The organism is Burkholderia sp. MSMB617WGS (assembly GCF_001532025.2).
Classification (GTDB): domain Bacteria; phylum Pseudomonadota; class Gammaproteobacteria; order Burkholderiales; family Burkholderiaceae; genus Burkholderia; species Burkholderia savannae.
This window is the reverse complement of record NZ_CP013457.1, coordinates 335,859-357,235: the sequence shown is the minus strand read 5'-3', so window position 1 is coordinate 357,235 and position 21,377 is coordinate 335,859. Positions and strand designations below refer to the sequence as shown.

The following is a 21,377-nucleotide window of genomic DNA, read 5'->3' as shown; positions in this document are numbered from 1 at the left end:
GGTCACTCGGCACTCATTATTGAAACAATGCGGCGGGTTTTTCCCAGTGCTACCATCGAACGAAACCCGCCAATATTCGGGCCGACCAACGCGTCCACAAGACGCCGACGCGCCGATAGTTTTGGCGATCCCGAACCGGGTGAGGAGACACTGCATGAATGCCCCGCTAGACGCAGGCCAGCGCGCATCGCTCGAAGCCGCGCTGCAATCCGTCACGCTAGACGACAAATACACGCTCGAACGCGGCCGCGCGTACATGAGCGGCATCCAGGCGCTCGTGCGCCTGCCGATGCTCCAGCAGGAGCGCGATCGCGCCGCGGGCCTGAACACCGCCGGCTTCATTTCCGGCTACCGCGGCTCGCCGCTCGGCGGGCTCGATTTGTCGTTGTGGAAGGCGAAGCAGCACCTCGCCGCGCACCGGATCGTGTTCCAGCCCGGCCTCAACGAAGACCTCGCGGCGACGGCCGTCTGGGGATCGCAGCAAGTCAACCTGTATCCGGGCGCGAAGCACGACGGCGTGTTCGCGATGTGGTACGGCAAGGGCCCGGGCGTCGACCGCACGGGCGACGTGTTCAAGCACGCGAACTCGGCCGGCTCCGCACCGCACGGCGGCGTGCTCGTGCTCGCGGGCGACGATCACGCGGCGAAGTCGTCGACGCTCGCCCATCAATCCGAGCACATCTTCAAGGCGTGCGGGCTGCCCGTGCTGTTCCCGTCGAACGTGCAGGAATATCTGGACTTCGGGTTGCACGGCTGGGCGATGAGCCGCTATTCGGGCCTTTGGGTCGCGCTCAAGTGCGTGACGGACGTCGTCGAATCGTCGGCCTCCGTCGACATCGACCCGCATCGCACCGAGATCGTGCTGCCCACCGACTTCGCGATGCCCGACGGCGGCCTGAACATCCGCTGGCCCGATCCGCCTCTCGTGCAGGAAGCGCGCCTCCTCGACTACAAGTGGTACGCGGCGCTCGCGTACGTGCGCGCGAACAAGCTCGACCGCATCGAGATCGATTCGCCGAACGCGCGCTTCGGCATCATCACGGGCGGCAAGGCGTATCTCGACGTGCGTCAGGCGCTCGTCGACCTCGGCCTCGACGACGAAACCTGCGCGCGGATCGGCATTCGCCTCTACAAGGTCGGCTGCGTATGGCCGCTCGAAGCGCAAGGCGCGCAGGCATTCGCGCGCGGGCTCGACGAAATTCTCGTCGTCGAGGAAAAGCGCCAGATTCTCGAATACGCGATCAAGGAAGAACTGTACAACTGGCCGGACGGCCAACGTCCGCGCGTGTTCGGCAAGTTCGACGAAAAGGACGGCGCGGGCGGCGAATGGTCGGTGCCGATGGGCAACTGGCTGCTGCCCGCGCATTACGAGCTGTCGCCCGCGATCATCGCGAAGGCGATCGCGACGCGCCTAGAAAAGTTCGAGCTGCCGCCCGACGTGCGCGCACGCGTCGCCGCGCGGATCGCGGTGATTCACGCGAAGGAAACCGCGCTCGCGAAGCCGCACGTGAGCGCCGAGCGCAAGCCGTGGTTCTGCTCCGGGTGCCCGCACAACACGTCGACGAACGTGCCGGAAGGCTCTCGCGCGATCGCGGGCATCGGCTGCCATTACATGACCGTGTGGATGGACCGCAACACGAGCACGTTCAGCCAGATGGGCGGCGAAGGCGTGCCGTGGATCGGCCAGGCGCCGTTTACCGACGAAAAGCACGTGTTCGCGAATCTGGGCGACGGCACCTACTTCCACTCCGGCCTCCTCGCGATTCGCGCGGCGATCGCGTCGAAGGCGAACATCACGTACAAGATTCTCTATAACGACGCGGTCGCGATGACGGGCGGCCAGCCCGTCGACGGCGTGCTGACGGTGCCGCAGATCACGCACCAGCTTGCGTCCGAAGGCGCGAGGAAGATCGTGATCGTCACCGACGAGCCGCAGAAATACGACGGCCACGCGTCGCTGCTCGCGCCGGGCGTGACGATCCACCATCGCGACCAGCTCGACGACGTCCAGCGCACGCTGCGCGAGATCGAAGGCACGACGATCCTGATCTACGACCAGACCTGCGCGACCGAGAAGCGCCGGCGCCGCAAGCGCGGCGCGTACCCGGACCCGGCCAAGCGCGTCGTGATCAACGAGGCGGTCTGCGAAGGCTGCGGCGACTGCTCGGTGCAGTCGAACTGCCTGTCGGTCGAGCCGCTCGACACCGAATTCGGCACGAAGCGGCAGATCAACCAGTCGACCTGCAACAAGGACTTCTCGTGCGTGAAGGGCTTCTGCCCGAGCTTCGTGACCGTCGAGGGCGGCAAGCTGCGCAAGCCGAAGGCCGTGTCGGTGGACGCGAGCGCGCTGCCGCCGATCCCCGAGCCCGCGCTGCCTGCGATCGATCGCGCGTACGGCGTGCTCGTCACGGGCGTCGGCGGCACGGGCGTCGTGACGATCGGCGCGCTGCTCGGAATGGCCGCGCACCTCGAAAGCAAGGGCGTGACGGTGCTCGACGTGACGGGCCTCGCGCAAAAGGGCGGCGCTGTGATGAGCCACGTCCAGATCTCGCACGCGCCCGCCGACATCCACGCCACCCGCATCGCGATGGGCGAGGCCGATCTCGTGATCGGCTGCGACGCGATCGTCACGGCCGGCGACGAATGCACGTCGCGAATGCGCCATGGCGCGACGCGCGTCGTCGTCAACAGCGCGAAGACGCCGACCGCCGAGTTCATCAAGAATCCGTTGTGGTCGTTCCCGGGCGCGAGCGCCGAGCTCGACATTCGCGCGGCGGCGGGCGACGCGGTCGACCTCGTCGACGCGAACCACTTCGCGGTCGCGCTGCTCGGCGACGCGATCTACACGAACCCGTTCGTGCTCGGCTACGCGTGGCAGCGCGGCTGGCTGCCGCTCACGCATGCGTCGCTCGTGCGCGCGATCGAGCTGAACGGCGTGCAGATCGAGCAGAACCGCGCGGCGTTCGAATGGGGCCGCCGCGCCGCGTTCGATCCGGCGAGCGTGCGCGCGGCGGCGGCGGGCGGCGCGCAGGCCGGCGCGACGGTGATCGCGCTGCACACGAAAAAGGCGATCGACGCGCTGATCGCGACGCGCGCCGAGCATCTGCGCGCGTATCAGAACGCCGCGTACGCGGCGCGCTTCTCTGCCGTCGTCGACAAGGTGCGCGAAGCCGAGCGGGCGCTCGGCGGCGAGGCCGCGCAGGAGCCGCTCACCGAGGCCGTCGCGCGCAATCTGTACAAGCTGATGGCGTACAAGGACGAGTACGAAGTCGCGCGGCTGCACGCCGATCCGGCGTTCGTCGCGAAGCTCGCCGAGCAGTTCGAAGGCGACTGGAAGCTCAGGTTCCACCTCGCGCCGCCGCTGTTCGCGAAGAAGGATGCGCACGGCCGTCTCGTGAAGCAGCAATACGGCCCGTGGTTGATGCAGGCGTTCCGCGTGCTCGCGAAGCTGAAGTTTCTGCGCGGAACGGCGCTCGACGTGTTCGGCCGCACCGACGAACGGCGCACCGAGCGCGCGCTGATCGGCGAATACGAGGCGCTCGTGAGCGAGCTGATCGACGGCCGGCTCACGCGCGACACGCTGCCGCTCGCGATCGAGCTCGCGAGCCTGCCCGACGGCATTCGTGGATATGGGCACGTGAAGGAGAACAACGTGCACGCGGTGCGCGCGAAGTGGACGCGGCTGCTCGCGCGGTGGCGCTCGCCGGAGGGCGGGCAGACGCGCAACGTCGCGTGACGACGGATCGCGCGCGCGACGCGGTTGCGCCGGCATCGCAATGACGTCCCGCGCGCCGACGCAAAGAAAAAGGTTCATCGCAGGAAACCGTGGAGGGTTTTCGAGCGATTGCATAATCTGACACCTGATTTTAAGGATGTCGGAGGAAGCAATTGCTCGATCGAAAGGCACTTCAGGCACTGGGCTGCTGGACAGGTTATCGGCTGGAACGTGTGGAATGGCCACAAGGAGAAGAGCGCACGCTATCGCTGTATCTGAAGCCGGTCAGCAAGGTCATGTACTGCGAGCAATGCGGTGCACGCTGCCAGCAGATCCACGAGACGACGGTTCGTCGAGTGCGCGATTTGCCGCTGTTCGAATACCGGGTGGTGCTGCACGTTCCCCGTCGCCGGGTCTGGTGCGAACACTGCGGCGGCCCGCGACTGGAGAAGCTGGCGTGGCTGGGCCGCTACCAGCGAGTGACGGAGCGGTTCGCCAAAGCCTGCGAGAAGCTGCTGCAGGCCGCCAGCGTGCAGGCGGTAGCGGCCTTTTACGATTTGGGTTGGCACACGGTCAAATCGATCGACAAGATGTGCTTGCGAGCGCGTGTGGCCGAGCCGGACTGGTCGGCGATCCGCTATCTGGCGATGGACGAGTTCGCGCTTCATAAGGGCCATCGCTACGCCACGGTGGTGGTTGATCCGATCGGCCGGCAGGTGCTCTGGGTCGGGCCCGGACGTTCACGCGAAACGGCGCGAGCCTTCTTCGAACAACTCCCTGAAGGCGTGGCCGAGCGCATCGAAGCGGTCGCCATCGACATGACCACGGCCTATGAACTGGAGATCAAGGAACAGTGCCCGCAGGCGGAAATCGTCTTCGACCTGTACCACGTCGTGGCCAAGTACGGGCGCGAGGTGATCGACCGAGTGCGAGTGGATCAGGCCAATCAACTCCGGCATGACAAGCCGGCGCGGAAGGTCCTGAAGTCCAGCCGCTGGCTGCTGCTGCGCAACCGTCATAACCTGAAGCCAGAACAGGCCGTGCATCTGAAGGAGCTGCTGGCCGCCAATCAGTCGCTGTTATGCGTCTATGTGCTGCGCGACGAACTCAAACGGCTCTGGTTCTACCGCAAGCCAGCCTGGGCGGAAAAGGCCTGGGGGCAATGGATCGAACAGGCTCAGCAAAGCGGGATCGCCGCCTTGCAAAAGTTCGCCGAGCGCTTGCAGAGTTACTGGCACGGAATCGTGGCCCGCTGCCGCCATCCGCTCAATACCAGCATCGTTGAAGGCATCAACAATACGATCAAGGTCATCAAGCGCAGGGCCTACGGGTACCGTGACGAGGAGTACTTCTTCCTCAAGATCCGCGCCGCGTTCCCCGGAATTCCGCGATGAACCAAGAAAAAGGCGGCCGCCCGACTGAACCGACCTCAAAGCTGGATGCACAACTTCCGAGGTGCGGTGCGGCCGGGCGGCCGCCTTCCTGTTCGTCTCGGCGCGCCGCAGGCCGTCACGGCTCGCGGCGCTCGCCTCCGCGCGCGTTACTTCACCTGCACGTTCGCCGCCGCGACGGCCGTCATGTTGATGATCCGGCGCACCGTCGCAGCCGGCGTCAGGATGTGCACGGGCTTCGCCGCGCCGAGCAGGAACGGGCCGACCGTCACGCCTTCGCCGCCCACCATCTTCAGCAGGTTGTACGCGATGTTCGCCGCCTCGACGTTCGGCATGATCAGGAGGTTCGCCTCGCCCGTGAGCGTCGTGCCGGGGAACGCGGCCTTGCGAACCACTTCGGACAGCGCCGCGTCGCCGTGCATTTCGCCGTCGACCTCAAGGTTCGGCGCGCGCTCGACAATCAGCTTGCGCGCGTCCGCCATTCGGCGCGACGACGCCGACGGCGCGCTGCCGAAGTTCGAGTTCGACAGCAGCGCCGCCTTCGGCGTGATGCCGAAACGCTCGATCTCGGCCGCCGCCTGGATCGTCATGTCGGCGAGCTGCTCGGCGCTCGGCTGCTCGTTCACGTAGGTATCGCACATGAACAGGTTGCGGCCCGGCAGCATCAGCAGGTTCATCGCCGCGAAGTGCTCGGCGCCCTTCGCGCGGCCGAGCACCTGCTCGATGAACTTCAGGTGGCTGTGGTACGTGTCGATCATCCCGCAGATCATGCCGTCCGCGTCGCCGAGGTGCACGAGGATCGCGCCGATCAGCGTGTTGAACTTGCGCAGCGCGGCCTTCGCGACTTCCGGCGTCACGCCGTCGCGCGCGCCCATCTCGTGGTACGCCTGCCAGCATTGCTGGTAGCGCGGATCGTCTTCCGGATTGACGATCTCGAAATCGGCTCCGCCCACGAGCTTCGAGCCGATCTTCTTCAGACGCATCTCGACGACGGACGGACGGCCGACGATGATCGGCTTCGCGATCTTCTCTTGCAGCACGAACTGCGCGGCGCGCAGCACGCGCTCGTCCTCGCCCTCGGCGAACACGATGCGCGCGGTCTTCGTCTTCGCGGTGGCGAACACGGGGCGCATCACCATGCCGGTGCGGTAGACGGTCGCGCCGAGTTGCTCGCGGTACGCGTCCATGTCGGCGATCGGGCGGGTGGCCACGCCCGAATCCATCGCGGCCTGCGCGACGGCGGGCGCGATCTTGATGATGAGGCGCGGATCGAACGGCTTCGGAATCAGGTATTCCGGGCCGAATTCGAGCGAATGGCCTTCATACGCCTTCGCGACTTCCTCGCTCTGATCGGTTTCCTGCGCGAGCTCGGCGATCGCGCGCACGCACGCGAGCTTCATCTCCTCGGTGATCGTCGTCGCGCCGACGTCGAGCGCGCCGCGGAAGATGAACGGGAAGCACAGGACGTTGTTGACCTGGTTCGGATAATCGGAGCGGCCCGTCGCGACGATCGCGTCCGGGCGCACCGCCTTCGCGTCTTCCGGGCGGATTTCCGGCTCCGGGTTCGCGAGCGCGAGGATGAGCGGCTTGTCCGCCATCGTCTTCACCATGTCCTGCTTCAGCACGCCCGCGCTCGAGCAGCCGAGGAACACGTCCGCATCGCGAATCGCGTCGGCGAGCGTGCGCGCGTCGGTCGTCACCGCGTAGCGTTGCTTCGACGGATCGAGATTGCCGCGGCCTTCGTAGATCACGCCTTTCGAGTCGCAAACGAGCACGTTCGACTTGGACAGGCCGAGCTTCACGAGCAGGTCGAGACACGCGATCGCCGCCGCGCCCGCGCCCGAGCACACGAGCTTCACGCTCGACAGATCCTTGCCGACCACCTTCAGGCCGTTCAGGATCGCCGCCGACGCGATGATCGCGGTGCCGTGCTGATCGTCGTGGAAGACGGGAATCTTCATCCGCTCGCGCAGCTTCTGCTCGATGTAGAAGCACTCGGGCGCCTTGATGTCTTCGAGATTGATGCCGCCGAGCGTCGGCTCGAGCATCGCGATCGCATCGACGAGCTTGTCCGGATCGGACTCGGAGAGTTCGATGTCGAACACGTCGATGCCCGCGAATTTCTTGAACAGGCACCCCTTGCCCTCCATCACCGGCTTCGCGGCGAGCGGGCCGATGTTGCCGAGGCCGAGCACCGCGGTGCCGTTCGTCACGACGCCGACGAGGTTGCCGCGCGACGTGTACTTCTGCGCGTCGAGCGGGTCCGCGTGGATCGCCTCGCACGCGGCCGCGACGCCGGGCGAATATGCGAGCGACAGATCGAGCTGGTTCGACAGCGGCTTCGTGGGCGTGACCGAAATCTTGCCGGGTTTCGGATTCTGGTGATAAGCGAGAGCGCTTTGCTTCAGTTGTTCGTCCATGGTTGACCTGCGAGAGACATGCGAAATTTTGAAGACTCAGTACCGAGCACCGGGAGCCGCGGATGCGGAAATCGAGGGGATGGTCGACTGCGGCGTCCGTCGCGCGCCGGATCGGCGCGGCTTCGAACCTTGGCGGGTGGCAAGCGGGGAGTACAAAGCACCGAGCAAATACCTAGAGGGTCGCTTAGTGTACACCTCGCGCACGCGCGCCAGTTGCTGCGCCGCGCAAGGCCATCGTTTCGGCGTACTTCCTTTCAATGCCGCAAGGCGGCGGAGCATCCGCGCGCCGCAACGCCCGCCCCGCGCCCGGGACCGCCGTCCGGGCGCGGATAATCCGCCGCCGCCGGGCGTCTCGAAAAGGGCGCAAATCGGGTAAAATAGCCGGCTACGCGCGCAGCGAAGCGGCTCGACGCCGGCGGCCATCGCCCACGTCGGCCCGCAGCCCGGCCCTCACGGCAGGAATCACGCGAGCTGCGCCACCGGGCCCGCGCCCGCCCCTCGCTCATCACCAAGGAACGCCCATGACAGGCTTCGATCGTCAGACGATCTCCGACACGACCGCCAAAATGCTGCTCGAAGTGCAAGCGGTGCACTTCAACGCCGACAAGCCCTTCATCTTCACGTCCGGATGGGCGAGCCCGGTCTACATCGACTGCCGCAAGCTGATCTCGTTTCCGCGCGTGCGCCGCGGCCTGATGGAGATGGCCGAGGCGACGATCCTGCGCGACGTCGGCTTCGAGCAGATCGACGCGGTGGCGGGCGGCGAAACCGCCGGCATCCCGTTCGCCGCGTGGATCGCCGACCGGATGATGCTGCCGATGCAGTACGTGCGTAAAAAGCCGAAGGGTTTCGGCCGCAACGCGCAGATCGAGGGCTATCTGGAGGAAGGCTCGCGCGTGCTGCTCGTCGAGGACCTGACGACCGACAGCCGCAGCAAGATCAACTTCATCAACGCGCTGCGCACGGCGGGCGCGACGGTGAACCACTGCTTCGTGCTGTTCCACTACAACATCTTCAAGGAAAGCGTGTCGGTGCTGAAGGACATCGACGTCGACCTGCACGCGCTCGCGACCTGGTGGGACGTGCTGCGCGTCGCGAAGGCGTCGGGCTACTTCGAGACGAAGACGCTCGACGAAGTCGAGAAATTCCTGCACTCGCCGGCCGAATGGTCGGCCGCGCACGGCGGCGCGACGGGCGCGCAGGAGTAACGCGAGCCCGCATCGCCGGCGGCGGCCCGTCCGCCCGCGCCCGCGAAGATGCCGAAAAACGCCGGCCGTCGACGACGGCCGGCGTTTTTTATGCGCGCGCTCGCCGGTGGCGACGGCCGCCCTTCCTGCGCCGTCTCTTCGCGTTTCCCGCCGCCTGCGCCCGCCTGCACCCGCCGCGCCGGCCCGCTCACGCGAAGTTGACGCGACGACGTCCGCCATGCGTCCCCTAATGCTAGACTTGCCCTCATATTCGGGTTCGAGCATCACATCTCGACAACGATCAGCGCCGGGCCGCCCCGGCACCAGTGACGGGAGAAGGGCCATATGCGCGTGGGTCGCCGAGTCGTTCCGCCAGGTTCGCCCCGTCGTCTGCTCGCGCTCGCCTTCGCCTGCGCTTCCTTCTTCGGCATCCTCGGCGGCCCGCGTGCGCGCGCCGAAGACGCGTTCGTGCTCACGAGCGACGACCTGCGCCCCGGCGGCCGCGTCGGCGCGTCGCACGTCTTCAATCAGGGCGACTGCAAGGGCGGCAACCGCTCGCCGCAGCTCGCGTGGCGCAATCCGCCGCCCGGCACGAAGGGCTTCGCCGTCACGATGTTCGATCCCGACGCGCCCGGCCGCGGCTGGTGGCACTGGGCGGTCGCCGGCATCCCGGCGAGCGTCTCGAGCCTGCCCGCCGACGCGAGCGCGTCCGGCTTCCTGCGCAAGCTCGGCGCGACCGAGGCGCGCAACGATTTCGGCATCGACGGCTACGGCGGCCCATGTCCGCCGCCCGGCAAGCCGCACCGCTACGTGATCACCGTCCACGCGCTGAAGGCCACCGACCTGCGCGTCGCGACGGGCCGCCCCGCTCAGATGTTCGACCACGAGATCGGCACCGAGTCGATCGGCTCCGCGCAGCTCGTCGTCACATACGGCCGCTAGTCTGCGGCGAAGCGCGGCGCGATTCGCGCCGTTCGCGAAATTCAGTCGTGCGCGACAGCGATCGTGCGAGATGCTTCGCACCGCTAGACTTTTTGCGCCGGCCGTCCGCGCGCGTCGCCGAGGTCGGCCATCGTCCGCCGCGCGGCCCGTCACGGGGCGCGCGGCTTCGTCGTCTCATCATGGAGAAACGGGAATGTCGAACATCGTCATCGTCTATCACAGCGGCTACGGCCACACCAAGAAGCTCGCCGAATCGGTGCTCGCGGGCGCGCAGGACGCGGGCGCGAACGCGCGGCTCGTCGCCGTCGGCGATCTCGACGACGCCGGCTGGGCCGCGCTCGACGCGGCCGACGCGATCGTCTTCGGCGCGCCGACCTACATGGGCGGCCCGTCGGCCGACTTCAAGAAATTCGCCGACGCGACGTCGAAAGCATGGTTCGGCCAGAAATGGAAGGACAAGATCGCGGCGGGCTTCACGAACTCCGCGTCGATGAACGGCGACAAGTTCTCGACGATTCAATACTTCGTCACGCTCGCGATGCAGCATGGGATGGTGTGGGTCGGCACGGGCCTGCTGCCCGCGAACACGAAGGCGTCGACGCGCAACGACATCAACTACGCGGGCGGCTTCACCGGCCTGCTCGCGCAATCGCCGTCCGACGCGTCGCCGGACGAGGCGCCCGCGAGCGGCGATCTCGACACCGCGAAGGCGTTCGGCGCGCGCGTCGCGGCGGCAACCGCCCGCTGGCTCGCCGGCAAGTGACGCGCGGCGATCCGCCAAGGGGCCGGATCGCAAGCGCGGCCCGGCCGGCTTTTTTCGGCCGGCCGGTTACGATGCCGCGCATCACGCCTTAAAATGGCGGTTTTCACGGCGGCAGCGCGCCGCCCGCCCCGATCCAGCGAGAGCGAGATGAGCACGAAAGTTTTTGTCGACGGCCAGGAAGGCACGACCGGCCTGAAGATCTTCGAATATCTGTCCGCGCGCGACGACATCGAAATCCTGCGCATCGACGAAGCGTTGCGCAAGGACGTCGACGAGCGCCGCCGCCTCATCAACGCATCGGACGTCACGTTCCTGTGCCTGCCCGACGTCGCGTCGCGCGAGTCGGCGGCGCTCGTCGAAAATCCGAACACGACGCTGATCGACGCGAGCACCGCGTTCCGCACGAGCGCCGACTGGGCGTACGGCCTGCCCGAGCTGAACCGCGCGCAGCGCGAGCGCATCCGCACCGCGAAGCGCATCGCGGTGCCGGGCTGCCACGCGTCGGCGTTCGTGCTCGCGATGCGCCCGCTCGTCGATGCGGGCGTCGTCGCGCCGGGCTTCGCCGCGCACAGCTACTCGATCACGGGCTACAGCGGCGGCGGCAAGAAGATGATCGCCGATTACGAAGCGGGCGGCGCGAAGCTCGCGGCCCCGCGTGCATACGCGCTCGGCCTCGCGCACAAGCACCTGCCGGAGATGGCCGCGCACACGGGCCTCGCGAGCGCGCCGATCTTCACGCCGATCGTCGGGCCGTTCTACAAGGGGCTCGCCGTCACCACGTACTTCACGCCGAGCCAGCTCGCCAAGCGCGTGACGCCGCAGGACGTGCAGCGCGTGCTCGCCGAGCATTACGCGGGCGAGGCGTTCGTGCGCGTCGCGCCGTACGACGCGGCCGAAAATCTCGACGACGGCTTCTTCGACGTGCAGGCGAACAACGGCACGAACCGCGTCGACCTCTTCGTGTTCGGCACGGCGGAGCGCTTCGTCACGCTCGCACGGCTCGACAACCTCGGCAAGGGCGCGTCGGGCGCCGCGATCCAGTGCATGAACCTCAACGTCGGCGCAGCCGAGGACACGGGACTCGAGCGCTGAACGGCGCAAAGCTTGCAACACGAGAAAAGCCGGCCCGAGTGGCCGGCTTTTTCATTGCATCGAATGGAAACCGAAAGTTCTTTAAATAATGTCGCGGCGCTCACAGATATTTACAAACTTTCATTCCCACTCGAAAATAAATCTCGAAAATTTCAAAACGTCATGATTATCCCGGATAGGGATTCACCCGATGCGCGTGCTTTAAACGGTTGATCCAACGCCGTATCCCGCGAACAAAACCCTGTAAAAACAAGGGACACCGCATCCGCCGCAACCAATTTCAAACGCTAATCTCGTTTTAATTCCCCCTCCCCAGCCCGTTGTTTCGGCATCCCGAATACGGTGAATTGTTTAAATCGTGTTGGTTAGACGGTTCCGTCGATTGACAGCTGAAAACGACACGGCCAAATTAGCCCACACAATTAAACACATTGGAGACAGAGGCATGTCGGACGCCTTTTCGAAAGGGGTGGCAATGGCCATAGCCGTCGCCCCTTTGTTTGCCGCTTGTAGTGGAGGGGGCGGCGGCACCCCTGCCCCCATCGCCGTTCCGCAATGCTCGGGCGCAAGCTGCGGCGCCCAAGGCGCGCCCGGTTCGGCGGCCGGCAACACGTCGCTCTGCCCCGCCACCGCGGACATCGCCGGCAGCACGTATCTCGGCGGCGCTGGCAGCGGCGAGATCGTGAGCCTGAACATCAACGCGACCACGATGACGTACACGCTCAAGTGGCTCGAATCCCCGATTCCGCTCGCGACCGGCACCGTCACGCCCACTCGCGCCGGCACGACGATCACGGGCAGCGTCGCGCATCCGCCCGCGGGCACGCTGCCCACCGCCGAGCAGACGCGCTGCGCGTTCGTGCTGCTGCCGGGCAGCGGCACCTCCCCCGCGACGAACTCGACCTACTCCACCGCAGCCGACTTCAACCAGGCGAACCCGCCGATGATCCTCGTCGGCTTCGGCGTCGCGGGCGGCGGCATCCCGGGCGCGACGGTCCAGTACAGCGGCCTCACGATCATCCCGGGCGTGCTGCAGAACATCGGCCAGGTGCCGCAGCGTCACTTCGATTTCTATCCGTTCCTCGCCTTCTCGAACACGACGACCGACGTGACGAAGCTCGCGGGCACGTACAACGCGCTGCTATACCACTCGGTGCCGTCGAGCAACTACGCGACGAAGGGCGTCAACGCGAACGAGACATTCGATTCGAACGGTGCGTGCACGTCGACGAGCGCGTCGGGCTGCATGACGACGGGCAACCCGTGGGCGTCGAGCGGCAGCGGCTACTTCAACAGCACGCAGGCGCCGCAGATCCTGCCGCAGACGCAGCTGCCGCTCATCGGCGCGACGGGCAAGTCGGCGGTCGCGCACATGGTGCTCGGCCAGCTGAACGGCGCGACCGTGCCCGTCGTCGTGCGCACGGGCAACGTGAACCTCGGCACGCCGCCGCTGCACACCGACGCGCAAGTCGACGACGAATCGGGCATCGCGGTGCTCGGGCCGGCGACGGCGCTCGCGCTCGGCAGCGTCGACGGCGGCTACGCGGGCGCGGACTCGAACTTCAAGTACACGGCGACGGTGGTCAAGGGGACGACGGGCACGTTCGTCAATCCGAGCACGCAGCAGGCGGAAACCGGCTTCAACCTCGACTACGGCCAGTCGACGCCGGGCCTGCTCGGCGCGACGACGACCGACACGTCGGCGTCGGGCTTCGTGATCGCGAACGGCGGGCTGTTCGCGACGCTGATCCAGGGCACCGTCAACGGCGGGATCACGCAGAGCTCGGCGATCGCCGGCCAGACGCCGTCCGCGCCTTACTTCGGCGTCGGCGCGCAAGTCAGCAAGTAACGAGACCCGCACGCGCGGCCCGGCGACACGCATCGCGCCGGGCCGCGCCGCGGCGGGCGATATCGAGAGCGGCCGCAAGGGAGCCGGCCGCCGGATAAAGACAATTCTGGAGTTTGGAGGAGCAACATGAAGCAGCGGAATCTGATCCTGGCGATGGCATGCGCCGCGCCCTTCATCTCGGCGTGCAGCGGCGGTGGCGGCGGCAGCGATTCGCAGCCGCTCGTCGAAACCGCGCTGTGCCCGTCGACGGTCGACTACGGCACGGTCTACACGGGCGGCGGCGGCGACGGCGAACTCGTCAAACTGCAGATCGACACGACGAAGATGACCTGGCAGATCACCTTCGTCGCGTCGCCGATTCCGCAAACGACGGGCACCGCGGCGCCGTCGCGCGCGGGCACGACCCAAAGCGGCACGCTCACGCAGGAAACCTTGCTGCCGACGCAAAAGCTCAACAACTGCTCGTTCCGTCTGAACGGCGCGAGCCTCGATCCGAACCGGCCGGCGCGCATCTTCCTCGGCATGGGCATCGTCGGCGGCACGATTCCCGGCGCGGAGCTTCAGTACGGCGGCCTGCTCGGCCAGGGCGCGATTCCGGACACCAAGTTCCCGTACTATCCGTTCATCGCGTTCTCGTCGCTCGAAACGAACATCGCCAACATCGCCGGCACGTACAGCGAGCTCGGCTACGGCCAGGTGGCCTCGCAAAGCTTCGCGCCCGCGACGATCGACGCGAAGGTGACGATCAACCCCGACGGCACCTGGACCCGCTGCGATTCGACGGGCATCTATGCGGGCACCTGCCGCCAGCCCGGCACGAACCTCGCGCAATCGTCGAACGGCACCGGCGCGTTCGAAACGGACCACTTCCAGAGCCAGTTGAAGCCGACGCTCGCGACGGTGCCGCAAGCGAAGGGCTTCCTCATCGTCGGCAAGGTGAACAAGCAGCTCGTGCCGGTGTTGATCCGCACGGGCGTCGCGAACCCGAACCCGACGCCCGATGCGAACGGCGTGCCGGGCCTCACCGCCGACGACGAATCGAGCATCTCGCTCCTCGCGCCGCAGACGGCGATCAACGTCGGGTTCGTCAACGGCGAATACATCGGCGTCGACAGCCAGTTCGACTACCGCTCGACGGTGCTCGTCGACAAGCAGGCGACGATTCTCGATCCGTTCAATGCGTCGCAGGCGTCGCTCGCCACCGCGCTCAATCTCGACTACACGCAGACGGTGCCGGGCACGATCACGTCGTCGCACGTAGGCGCGAGCAGCTCGGCGCCGACCGGCAAGTTCATCTTCACGGGCGCGGGCGGGGCATTCGGCTTCCTCGACATGTCCAACTCGTCGTCGCCGTACTTCACGGTCGGCGCGTTCGTGCAATAAGCGGCGCTCGGGAGGCCTTATGAAAAAAGCACTGTGCGCGGCGCTCGGCGCCGCCGCGCTGACGCCGCTCGCCGCTCACGCGCAAAGCGCGGGCAGCAATGTCGTCACGCTCGGCTGGTTCCATGTGATGCCGCAGCAAAGCACGACCCCGCTCACGACGAGCGTCGCGCCGACGCCGATCAACACGCCGCTCGGGCTGACGGGGTCGTTCACGTCGCCGGGCACCGGCACGCGCACGAGCGGCGCGGACACGGTCGGCCTGACGACGAGCCACTTCCTCACGGACAACATCGCGGTCACGACGGTGGCGGGCGTGCCGCCCGTCTTCAAGATCACGGGGCAAGGCACGATCCGCCCGCCCGGCCCGGCGGGCGCGCTCGCGTCGCAGAACCTCGGCGATCCGCAGATCAACCCGATCGTCAAGAGCGTGCGCCAGTGGAGCCCGGCCGTACTGTTCCAGTACTACTTCCTGCAGGCGACGTCGAAGGTGCGGCCCTTCGTCGGCATCGGCGTGTCGTACAACTGGTTCAGCGACCTTCAGTTGAACCGCAACTTCGTGAAGTCGACGCAGGACAATCTCGGCGCGGTGCTCGCCGCGGGCGCAGGCAAGCCGGGGCCGACGCAGGTGTCGGCGAAGGCGTCGTCGTCATGGCAGCCGGTGTTCAACGCGGGCATCACGTACAACTTCACCGACCACTGGGGCCTGCTCGCGTCGGTCACGTACATTCCGCTGAAGACGACGTCGACCGTGACGATCAAGGCCGCCGACGGCACGGTGCTGGCGGAATCGAAAAACGAGCTGAAGGCGGACCCGATCGTCAGCTTCGTCGCCGTGACCTACAAGTTCTGAGTCGGGGGGGCCGCCCGCGCGGACGCGGCCTCGGGTTCGCGCGGGCAACACGCAAACAACACGCGGGTAAAAAGCGGGCAAAAAAAGCCCGCCTGAAGAGGCGGGCTGAATCCATATCAGAGGAGACATGGAGGAGACGGTTCGAACTATACCCGTTTGTTTGACGCAATGCAACATTTCCATCCAGAAAATACGGATTTTCCCTTGAATGCCGGTTCTAATTTGCCGGCATTGTCGCTTCGCCGCCCCATCGCCTGCTTCTTTCCTCCTCCAGCACCGCGCCGAGCTGCTCGCGCAGCAGCTCGACCGGCCGCATCAGCCGCCCCGGCAGCACGCCGCGCACGAGCCACACGTTGATTCCCGGCTCGACGTCCTCCGTTTCGACGACCCGCAGCGCGCCGCGATGCGGGCTGCGCGCGAGCGCCGCCGCCGACGCGATGCCGAGCCGCGCGCCGCGCGCGACGAGCGACAGTTACAGGTCCGAGCCGAGCGCCTCGACCGCGACGTCGAACGGCAGCCCCGCCGCGCTGAACGCGCGGCTCAGCGCCGAGCGCATTCCGCAGCCGTCCTGGCTCGGCACCCATGGGTAGCGCGCGAGCGCGTCGAGCGGCAGCGGCCCCGGCGGTAGCGCGAAATCGCGCGCGACGACAAGCGCCGTCGGCTGCACGCCGAGCAGCGTCGACACGAGCCGATCTCGGGCTGCACGGCATCGCGATGTTCGCGTTCGCGTTCGCGGGCGCGACGGGCGCGATCGTCACGCCGTTCGCGGGCCTAGCCGGCGACCGCGGCTGGGCGCGCGGCGCATTGCGCGGCGCGCATGCGGCAATGCTCGCCGCGGGGATGGTGCTCGGCATGGCGGGCGCGGGCTGGGGCGGCTTCGACGCGGCCGCGCATCCGACGCTTGCGCTCGCGCTGCTCGTCGCCGGCGCGGCGGCGCTCGATGCAGGCGTCGTCGCCGACCAAACGCTCGGCCGCCGCGCGGTCAACCTGCTGAATCCCGCCACGCACGGGCGGCTCAACGGCCTGTTCGTGGGCTTGTTCTTCGACTTGTTCTTCGGTTTGTTCTTCGTCGGCGGATCGCTCGGCGCGCTGCTTGCGGGCGCGGCATGGGCGTGGGCCGGCTGGGGCGCGGTGGGCGCGGTGGGCGCGGTGGGCGCGGTGGGCGCGGTGGGCGCGGTGCGCGCGGTGTGCGCGGTGGGCCTCGCGTTCGCGGGCGCCGCGTTCGCGTTCGCGCTCGCGCTCGACCGGATCGGCGCGCGCGGGCAGGCGGTGCGCTGAAACGACAACGCCCCGCGTCGTCGCCGATGCGGAGCGTCTCGTTCTTTCATGCGGCGCGTGAGCGGCGCGCCGTGTTTCGCCGGTGTATGCGCCCGCTCAGTGCCGCACGAGCGCCATCATCGCGCCGAAGCCGACGAACAGGCCGCCCGTCAGCCGGTTGAACGCCTTTGCGACGTTCGCGCTGCGCAGCGTCACGCCGATCCGCGTGCCGAACGACGCATAGACGAGATACCAGCTCACCTCGATCACCGCGAACGTCGCGACGAGGATGCCGAACTGCGGCAGCGTCGGTGCGGACGCGTCGATGAACTGAGGCAGCAGCGCGGCGGCGAACAGGATCGCCTTCGGATTGCTGCCCGCGACGAGAAAGCCGTTGCGAAACAGCGCCCAGCGCGACGCGGGGGCGGCCGTGCGGCCCGAGGGCGGCGCGGCGTCGGCGACATCCGCCGCCGATTCCGCGTCGACGCGCGCGCGCCACGCCTTCACGCCCAGATAGATCAGATACGCGGCGCCCGCGAAGCGCAGCGCATCGAACATCGCGGGCCAAGCCTCGAGGAACACACCGAGCCCCGCGGCGGACACCGACAGCATCGCGACGAGCGCCGTCATGCAGCCCGCCATCGTCGCCGTCGAACGCCGCAGCCCGTGACGCGCGCCGTGCGTCATCACGAGCAGCATGTTCGGACCGGGAATCGCCGACACGACGAACACCGTCGCGACGAACAGCCACCACGTATGCAGATTCATTGCCGCCCCACTTTCGAAACTGAAATGGAAACGTTGATTATGCCGGGGATCGTGCGAAGTTGCCTGCCGCCGGGCGATCGTCCGATGGCAGGCGGCAGCGCGCGGTGCGCCCGGCGCTCGCGGGCGCGTCACTGCCCCGCCCGGCGCGCCGCGACCTGCCCGAGCACCGCGAAATCCTTGTCGCCGTCGCCGTGCGCGATCGCTTCGATCAGGCTGTCGCGCACCACGCTCGCGATGGGCAGCGGCACCGACTGCGCATCGCCCGCCTCGAGCGCGAGCCGCACGTCCTTCAGGCCGAGCCGCGCCTTGAAGAGCGCCGGCTCGTAGCGCGCCTCGGCGATCATCGCGCCGTAGCCCTGATAGACCGGGCCGGGGAACACGCTGTTGGTGATCACGTCGAGATAGTCGTTCATCGCGACGCCGTGCGCGGCGAGCAGCGCCGCCGCCTCGCCCATCGTCTCGATCGCCGACGCAAGCGCGAAGTTCGCCGCGATCTTCACCACGTTCGCGTGTTGCGGTAGCGAGCCGAGCCGCCAGGTCTTCTGCCCGATCGCGTCGAACGCGGGCTGCATCCGGTCGATCGCCTCCGCGGGCCCGGCCGCGATGATCGTGAGCCGCGCGGCGGCGGCAACGTGCGGGCGCCCCATCACGGGCGCCGCGACGTAGTGAATCCCGCGCTCCGCGTGCGCGTGCGCGAGCTGCTCGGCGAGCGCGACCGAGATCGTCGCCATGTTCACGTGAATGAGGCCGCGCGGCGCATGCTCGAGGAGCGCCGCGTCGAACACGCCGCGCGCGGCCGCGTCGTCGGCGAGCATCGAGAACACCGCGTCGCCCGCGAACGCCTCGGCGAGCGTCGCGACGTGCTGCGCGCCCAGCGCGACGAGCGACGCGACGCGTTCGGCCGAGCGGTTCCACACCCGCACGCGATGCCCCGCCTTCAGCAGATTGCCCGCAATGGCGCTGCCCATCTCGCCCACGCCGATAAAGCCGATGTCCATGTCGCGCTCCTTGTATTCGTCATATCCGTCGAAACCACGAGTAAAGCACAGGCGCGCGACATTTGCCGTCTCGCGTCTCGCGTCTCGCGTCTCGCGTCTCGCGGCACGCGGCACGCGGCACGCGGCACGCGGCGCGATGTGCGGGAAGCGCGCGGCGGTGCGATACTGGCCCGATGGTCACCGTGACTTTCCGCTTCTACGAGGAGCTGAACGATTTCCTCGCGCGGCCGCTGCGCCGCCGCGAATTCGAGCACGCCTGCATGCGCGGCGCGAGCGTCAAGCATGTGATCGAGGCGCTCGGCGTCCCGCACACCGAAGTCGAGCTGATTCTCGTGAACGGCGAATCGTCGCTGTTCAGCCGCATGCTCGAGCACGGCGACCGCGTCGCCGTCTACCCGACCTTCGAGACGATCGACATCCGCCCGCTCCTGCGCGTGCGCGCCGCGCCGCTGCGCATCACGCGCTTCATCGCGGACGCGCATCTCGGCGGGCTCGCGCAATTGCTGCGGCTCGCGGGCTTCGACACGCTGTACGACAACCACTACCCGGACGAACTGATCGAGGCGATCGCCGCGCGCGACGCGCGGATCGTGCTCACGCGCGATCGCGAGCTGCTCAAGCGCCGCACGATCACGCACGGCTGCTACGTGCGCGCGCTCAAGCCGCAGGCGCAATTGCGCGAACTGTTCGACCGGCTCGATCTCGCGGGCAGCGCGCAGCCGTTCCGGCTGTGCCTGTCGTGCAACGCGCCGCTGCGGCGCATCGCGCCCGCCGAAGCCGAAGGCCGCGCGCCGCAAGGCGTGCTTCAGCGCCACACGCGCTTCGTCACCTGCGACGTCTGCCGCCGCGTGTTCTGGGAAGGCTCGCACTGGCAACGCATGCGCACGCTGATCGATCACGTGTCGCAGCCGAAGCCGCCGCACGCCTGATGCGCGCATGAAGCGCGCACGAAAAACAAACCCCGCGTTCGCGAGAACGCGGGGTTCGTCGTGACACGCCGACGGCGGCGCATGCGCCGCCCCGGGCAAGCGCTTACTGCTGCGCGCCCTTGTCGTTCGTGCCGGCTGCCGACGCGGCGTCCGCCTTCGCCTTGGCCTTCGCCGAGCCGTGCTTCTTCAGCTCGTGCTTCGGCTTGCTCTTGTCGTGCTTGACGGCGGAAGCCGCCGCCGGCGCCGAAGCTGCCGGTGCCGACGCTTGTGCGAACACGGAAGCCGAAGCGAATGCGATAGCGGCGGTTGCCACCGAAGCGATGATCTTCTTCATTGTTTTTCCTTGAATATCCAAACGGAAATATCCGGTTAATCACGATGCGTTGGAGCGCATCCGGCGCCGGTATCAGTCGAGATTCACGACGCACACCTTACGAAACGCAAGGTTTCCGTCGGCGTGAACGCTCGTGCGCCGGTTGTATAACGCAGCGAATGCACGCCGCGTTGACACGCCGCGCATGTTTTCGCGCCGATTCGAATCCGGCCCGAAGGATCGAATAGATAGCACGATCGTCGAGAAATGCGTGGATCTCGATCAAATGCGGCGCGCCGGGATTTCTCGCGACATGCGAATCTCGCGATTCAATCGGTTCGATCAAGTTCCGGACGAATTCGACTCGATTCGACGAGTGGAGGCATTGCGTTGCATCGCGGCGCATTCGGCAGGCGAGCGAGCCGCATCGCGGACGGCGCGCGCATGGCATTGCGTCGAATGGCGGGCGGCGGGCGAGCGCAGTGCGGTACGTGCGATGCAATGCGGCAGAGCGCCGCGCAATCGACGAACATCGCGACGCGGCGCGATCGCTCGAAAATGATTCGCGTCGACAGGCAAATGCGCGGCGATCGCGTGACGTGAATCGCTGCGCGCTTTGCGATTCGTTCGGCGCGCGCATCGGACACGCACGCGCGCTCGGACAAACGAATCGGTCGTCACCGAATATCGCGCAGCGCCATCCCGCGCTCGCGCATCGGCGCGCTCGAAATCGGCCCGAACGCGCGCGCCGGCGGGCCGCCGCGCAACGCGGCTGCGTTCGCTCGACGTTCGATTCGCATTCGATGCATGCGGCCACGAGCACGCCGCCGCGAACGCTCGAACCGGCACGAGACGTTCGACCGAAAACAATTTTTAACACAATCGATGCGCCTGCCTTGTTAGGCTCGCCACACGATCGGATTTTCCTCAATCTCTTCGGCGCGCCGCCGCTCGCGCGATGTCGCGCATCGGACCGACGCGAAACGCATAGAATCCGGACGCGTTCTTGCCGAATGACTCACCTTGGATCGCCCATGAAATCGACTCAGATTCTCGCCAGTTGCGCGCTCGTCGGCGCCGTGGCGGCGCTCGCCGGTTGCGCCGGCTCGCCCGCGAACGGCCCGCAAGCCGAATCGCCGAGCGGCCGGATCATCTACGTCGCGTCACCGCGCAGCCCGCGCGACGTCGAGCGCTGCCTGACGAGCCGCGTGCCGCAGGCGCGCGTCGCGCAGCAGAACCCGACCACCGTTCTGATCGGTCCGTACTCGGCCGATGCCGATTGGACCGTCACGCTCTCGCCGACCGCGTCGGCCGGCACGAACATCGGCGTCTATCGCCCGCGCAGCGGCGACGGCGATCCGGAAGAGTCCGAATTGCGCTTCCATATCGCGCGCTGCGCGGTCTGACGCGCGGCGCGCAACGCGTCTTTCGCGTCTTTCGCGTCTTTCGCGTCTTTCGCGTCTTGCGCGTCTTGCGCGTCTTGCGCGTCTTGCGCGTCTTGCGCGTCTTGCGCGTAAGCG

At 67.4% G+C, this 21,377-nt stretch carries 16 protein-coding genes and 2 pseudogenes; 13 read left to right on the top strand and 5 right to left on the bottom strand.

The window, feature by feature from the left end:
• Nucleotides 1-154: 154 nt before the first annotated feature.
• Both WT60_RS01750 and WT60_RS01740 read left to right on the top strand, forming a co-directional pair.
• Complete coding sequence (locus WT60_RS01750) at nucleotides 155-3,736, top strand: indolepyruvate ferredoxin oxidoreductase family protein (RefSeq protein ID WP_060355927.1); 3,582 nt, start codon at nucleotides 155-157, stop codon at nucleotides 3,734-3,736.
• Between the two features lie 152 nt (nucleotides 3,737-3,888).
• Nucleotides 3,889-5,109, top strand: coding sequence for an ISL3 family transposase (locus WT60_RS01740; protein WP_100185221.1), 1,221 nt, complete (start codon nucleotides 3,889-3,891; stop codon nucleotides 5,107-5,109).
• Between the two features lie 146 nt (nucleotides 5,110-5,255).
• Here the strand turns inward: WT60_RS01740 and WT60_RS01735 are convergent, their stop codons facing one another.
• Nucleotides 5,256-7,526 carry an NADP-dependent malic enzyme gene (locus WT60_RS01735; protein WP_038746725.1) on the bottom strand — a complete coding sequence of 757 codons (2,271 nt, stop codon included), beginning with the start codon at nucleotides 7,524-7,526 and terminating at the stop codon, nucleotides 5,256-5,258.
• Nucleotides 7,527-8,047: 521 nt separating this feature from the next.
• On the opposite strand from WT60_RS01735, the gene WT60_RS01725 reads away from it, so the two are divergent.
• From WT60_RS01725 to WT60_RS01695, 7 genes are all read left to right on the top strand, one after another.
• Entirely contained in the window at nucleotides 8,048-8,734 is a 687-nt protein-coding gene (locus tag WT60_RS01725) for an orotate phosphoribosyltransferase (protein ID WP_038746723.1), read from the top strand.
• A 324-nt stretch (nucleotides 8,735-9,058) separates the two neighbouring features.
• On the top strand, nucleotides 9,059-9,655 hold the full coding sequence (locus WT60_RS01720) for a YbhB/YbcL family Raf kinase inhibitor-like protein (RefSeq protein ID WP_038746721.1): 597 nt from the start codon (nucleotides 9,059-9,061) through the stop codon (nucleotides 9,653-9,655).
• A gap of 193 nt (nucleotides 9,656-9,848) precedes the next feature.
• Nucleotides 9,849-10,418, top strand: a complete 570-nt coding sequence (locus WT60_RS01715) for a flavodoxin family protein (protein WP_038746719.1) — start codon at nucleotides 9,849-9,851, stop codon at nucleotides 10,416-10,418.
• Between the two features lie 147 nt (nucleotides 10,419-10,565).
• Nucleotides 10,566-11,510, top strand: coding sequence for an N-acetyl-gamma-glutamyl-phosphate reductase (argC, locus tag WT60_RS01710; RefSeq protein WP_038746717.1), 945 nt, complete (start codon nucleotides 10,566-10,568; stop codon nucleotides 11,508-11,510).
• A gap of 475 nt (nucleotides 11,511-11,985) precedes the next feature.
• Entirely contained in the window at nucleotides 11,986-13,359 is a 1,374-nt protein-coding gene (locus WT60_RS01705) for a DUF2957 domain-containing protein (RefSeq protein WP_038746716.1), read from the top strand.
• 126 nt (nucleotides 13,360-13,485) lie between these two features.
• Nucleotides 13,486-14,742 (top strand): DUF2957 domain-containing protein, encoded by a 1,257-nt coding sequence (locus tag WT60_RS01700; protein WP_038746713.1) that lies wholly within the window; start codon nucleotides 13,486-13,488, stop codon nucleotides 14,740-14,742.
• A 19-nt stretch (nucleotides 14,743-14,761) separates the two neighbouring features.
• Complete coding sequence (locus tag WT60_RS01695; RefSeq protein ID WP_038746709.1) at nucleotides 14,762-15,592, top strand: OmpW family outer membrane protein; 831 nt, start codon at nucleotides 14,762-14,764, stop codon at nucleotides 15,590-15,592.
• A 217-nt stretch (nucleotides 15,593-15,809) separates the two neighbouring features.
• Here the strand turns inward: WT60_RS01695 and WT60_RS01690 are convergent.
• Nucleotides 15,810-16,280: pseudogene (locus tag WT60_RS01690) on the bottom strand (substrate-binding domain-containing protein); the annotation flags it as partial.
• 2 nt (nucleotides 16,281-16,282) lie between these two features.
• On the opposite strand from WT60_RS01690, the pseudogene WT60_RS01685 reads away from it, so the two are divergent.
• Nucleotides 16,283-16,870, top strand: a pseudogene (locus WT60_RS01685) (hypothetical protein); the annotation flags it as partial.
• 96 nt (nucleotides 16,871-16,966) lie between these two features.
• On the opposite strand, the gene WT60_RS01680 reads toward WT60_RS01685, so the two are convergent.
• Both WT60_RS01680 and WT60_RS01675 read right to left on the bottom strand, forming a co-directional pair.
• Nucleotides 16,967-17,617, bottom strand: coding sequence for a LysE family translocator (locus tag WT60_RS01680; RefSeq protein WP_038746706.1), 651 nt, complete (start codon nucleotides 17,615-17,617; stop codon nucleotides 16,967-16,969).
• Between the two features lie 128 nt (nucleotides 17,618-17,745).
• Nucleotides 17,746-18,615 carry an NAD(P)-dependent oxidoreductase gene (locus WT60_RS01675; RefSeq protein ID WP_059671098.1) on the bottom strand — a complete coding sequence of 290 codons (870 nt, stop codon included), beginning with the start codon at nucleotides 18,613-18,615 and terminating at the stop codon, nucleotides 17,746-17,748.
• Nucleotides 18,616-18,788: 173 nt separating this feature from the next.
• Between WT60_RS01675 and WT60_RS01670 the strand changes: the two genes are divergently transcribed.
• Nucleotides 18,789-19,544 carry a Mut7-C RNAse domain-containing protein gene (locus WT60_RS01670; protein ID WP_059582631.1) on the top strand — a complete coding sequence of 252 codons (756 nt, stop codon included), beginning with the start codon at nucleotides 18,789-18,791 and terminating at the stop codon, nucleotides 19,542-19,544.
• Between the two features lie 103 nt (nucleotides 19,545-19,647).
• On the opposite strand, the gene WT60_RS34275 is transcribed toward WT60_RS01670, so the two are convergent.
• The gene (locus WT60_RS34275) at nucleotides 19,648-19,878 is read right to left on the bottom strand and encodes a hypothetical protein (protein ID WP_038746698.1); all 231 of its coding nucleotides are present in this window, start codon (nucleotides 19,876-19,878) and stop codon (nucleotides 19,648-19,650) included.
• A gap of 250 nt (nucleotides 19,879-20,128) precedes the next feature.
• Here WT60_RS34275 and WT60_RS33340 point away from each other — a divergent pair, with 250 nt between their 5' ends.
• Together WT60_RS33340 and WT60_RS01655 are read left to right on the top strand one after the other, a co-directional pair.
• Nucleotides 20,129-20,419, top strand: a complete 291-nt coding sequence (locus WT60_RS33340; RefSeq protein ID WP_145986711.1) for a hypothetical protein — start codon at nucleotides 20,129-20,131, stop codon at nucleotides 20,417-20,419.
• 472 nt (nucleotides 20,420-20,891) lie between these two features.
• Complete coding sequence (locus WT60_RS01655; protein WP_038746692.1) at nucleotides 20,892-21,263, top strand: hypothetical protein; 372 nt, start codon at nucleotides 20,892-20,894, stop codon at nucleotides 21,261-21,263.
• The last annotated feature ends 114 nt before the right edge of the window (nucleotides 21,264-21,377 follow it).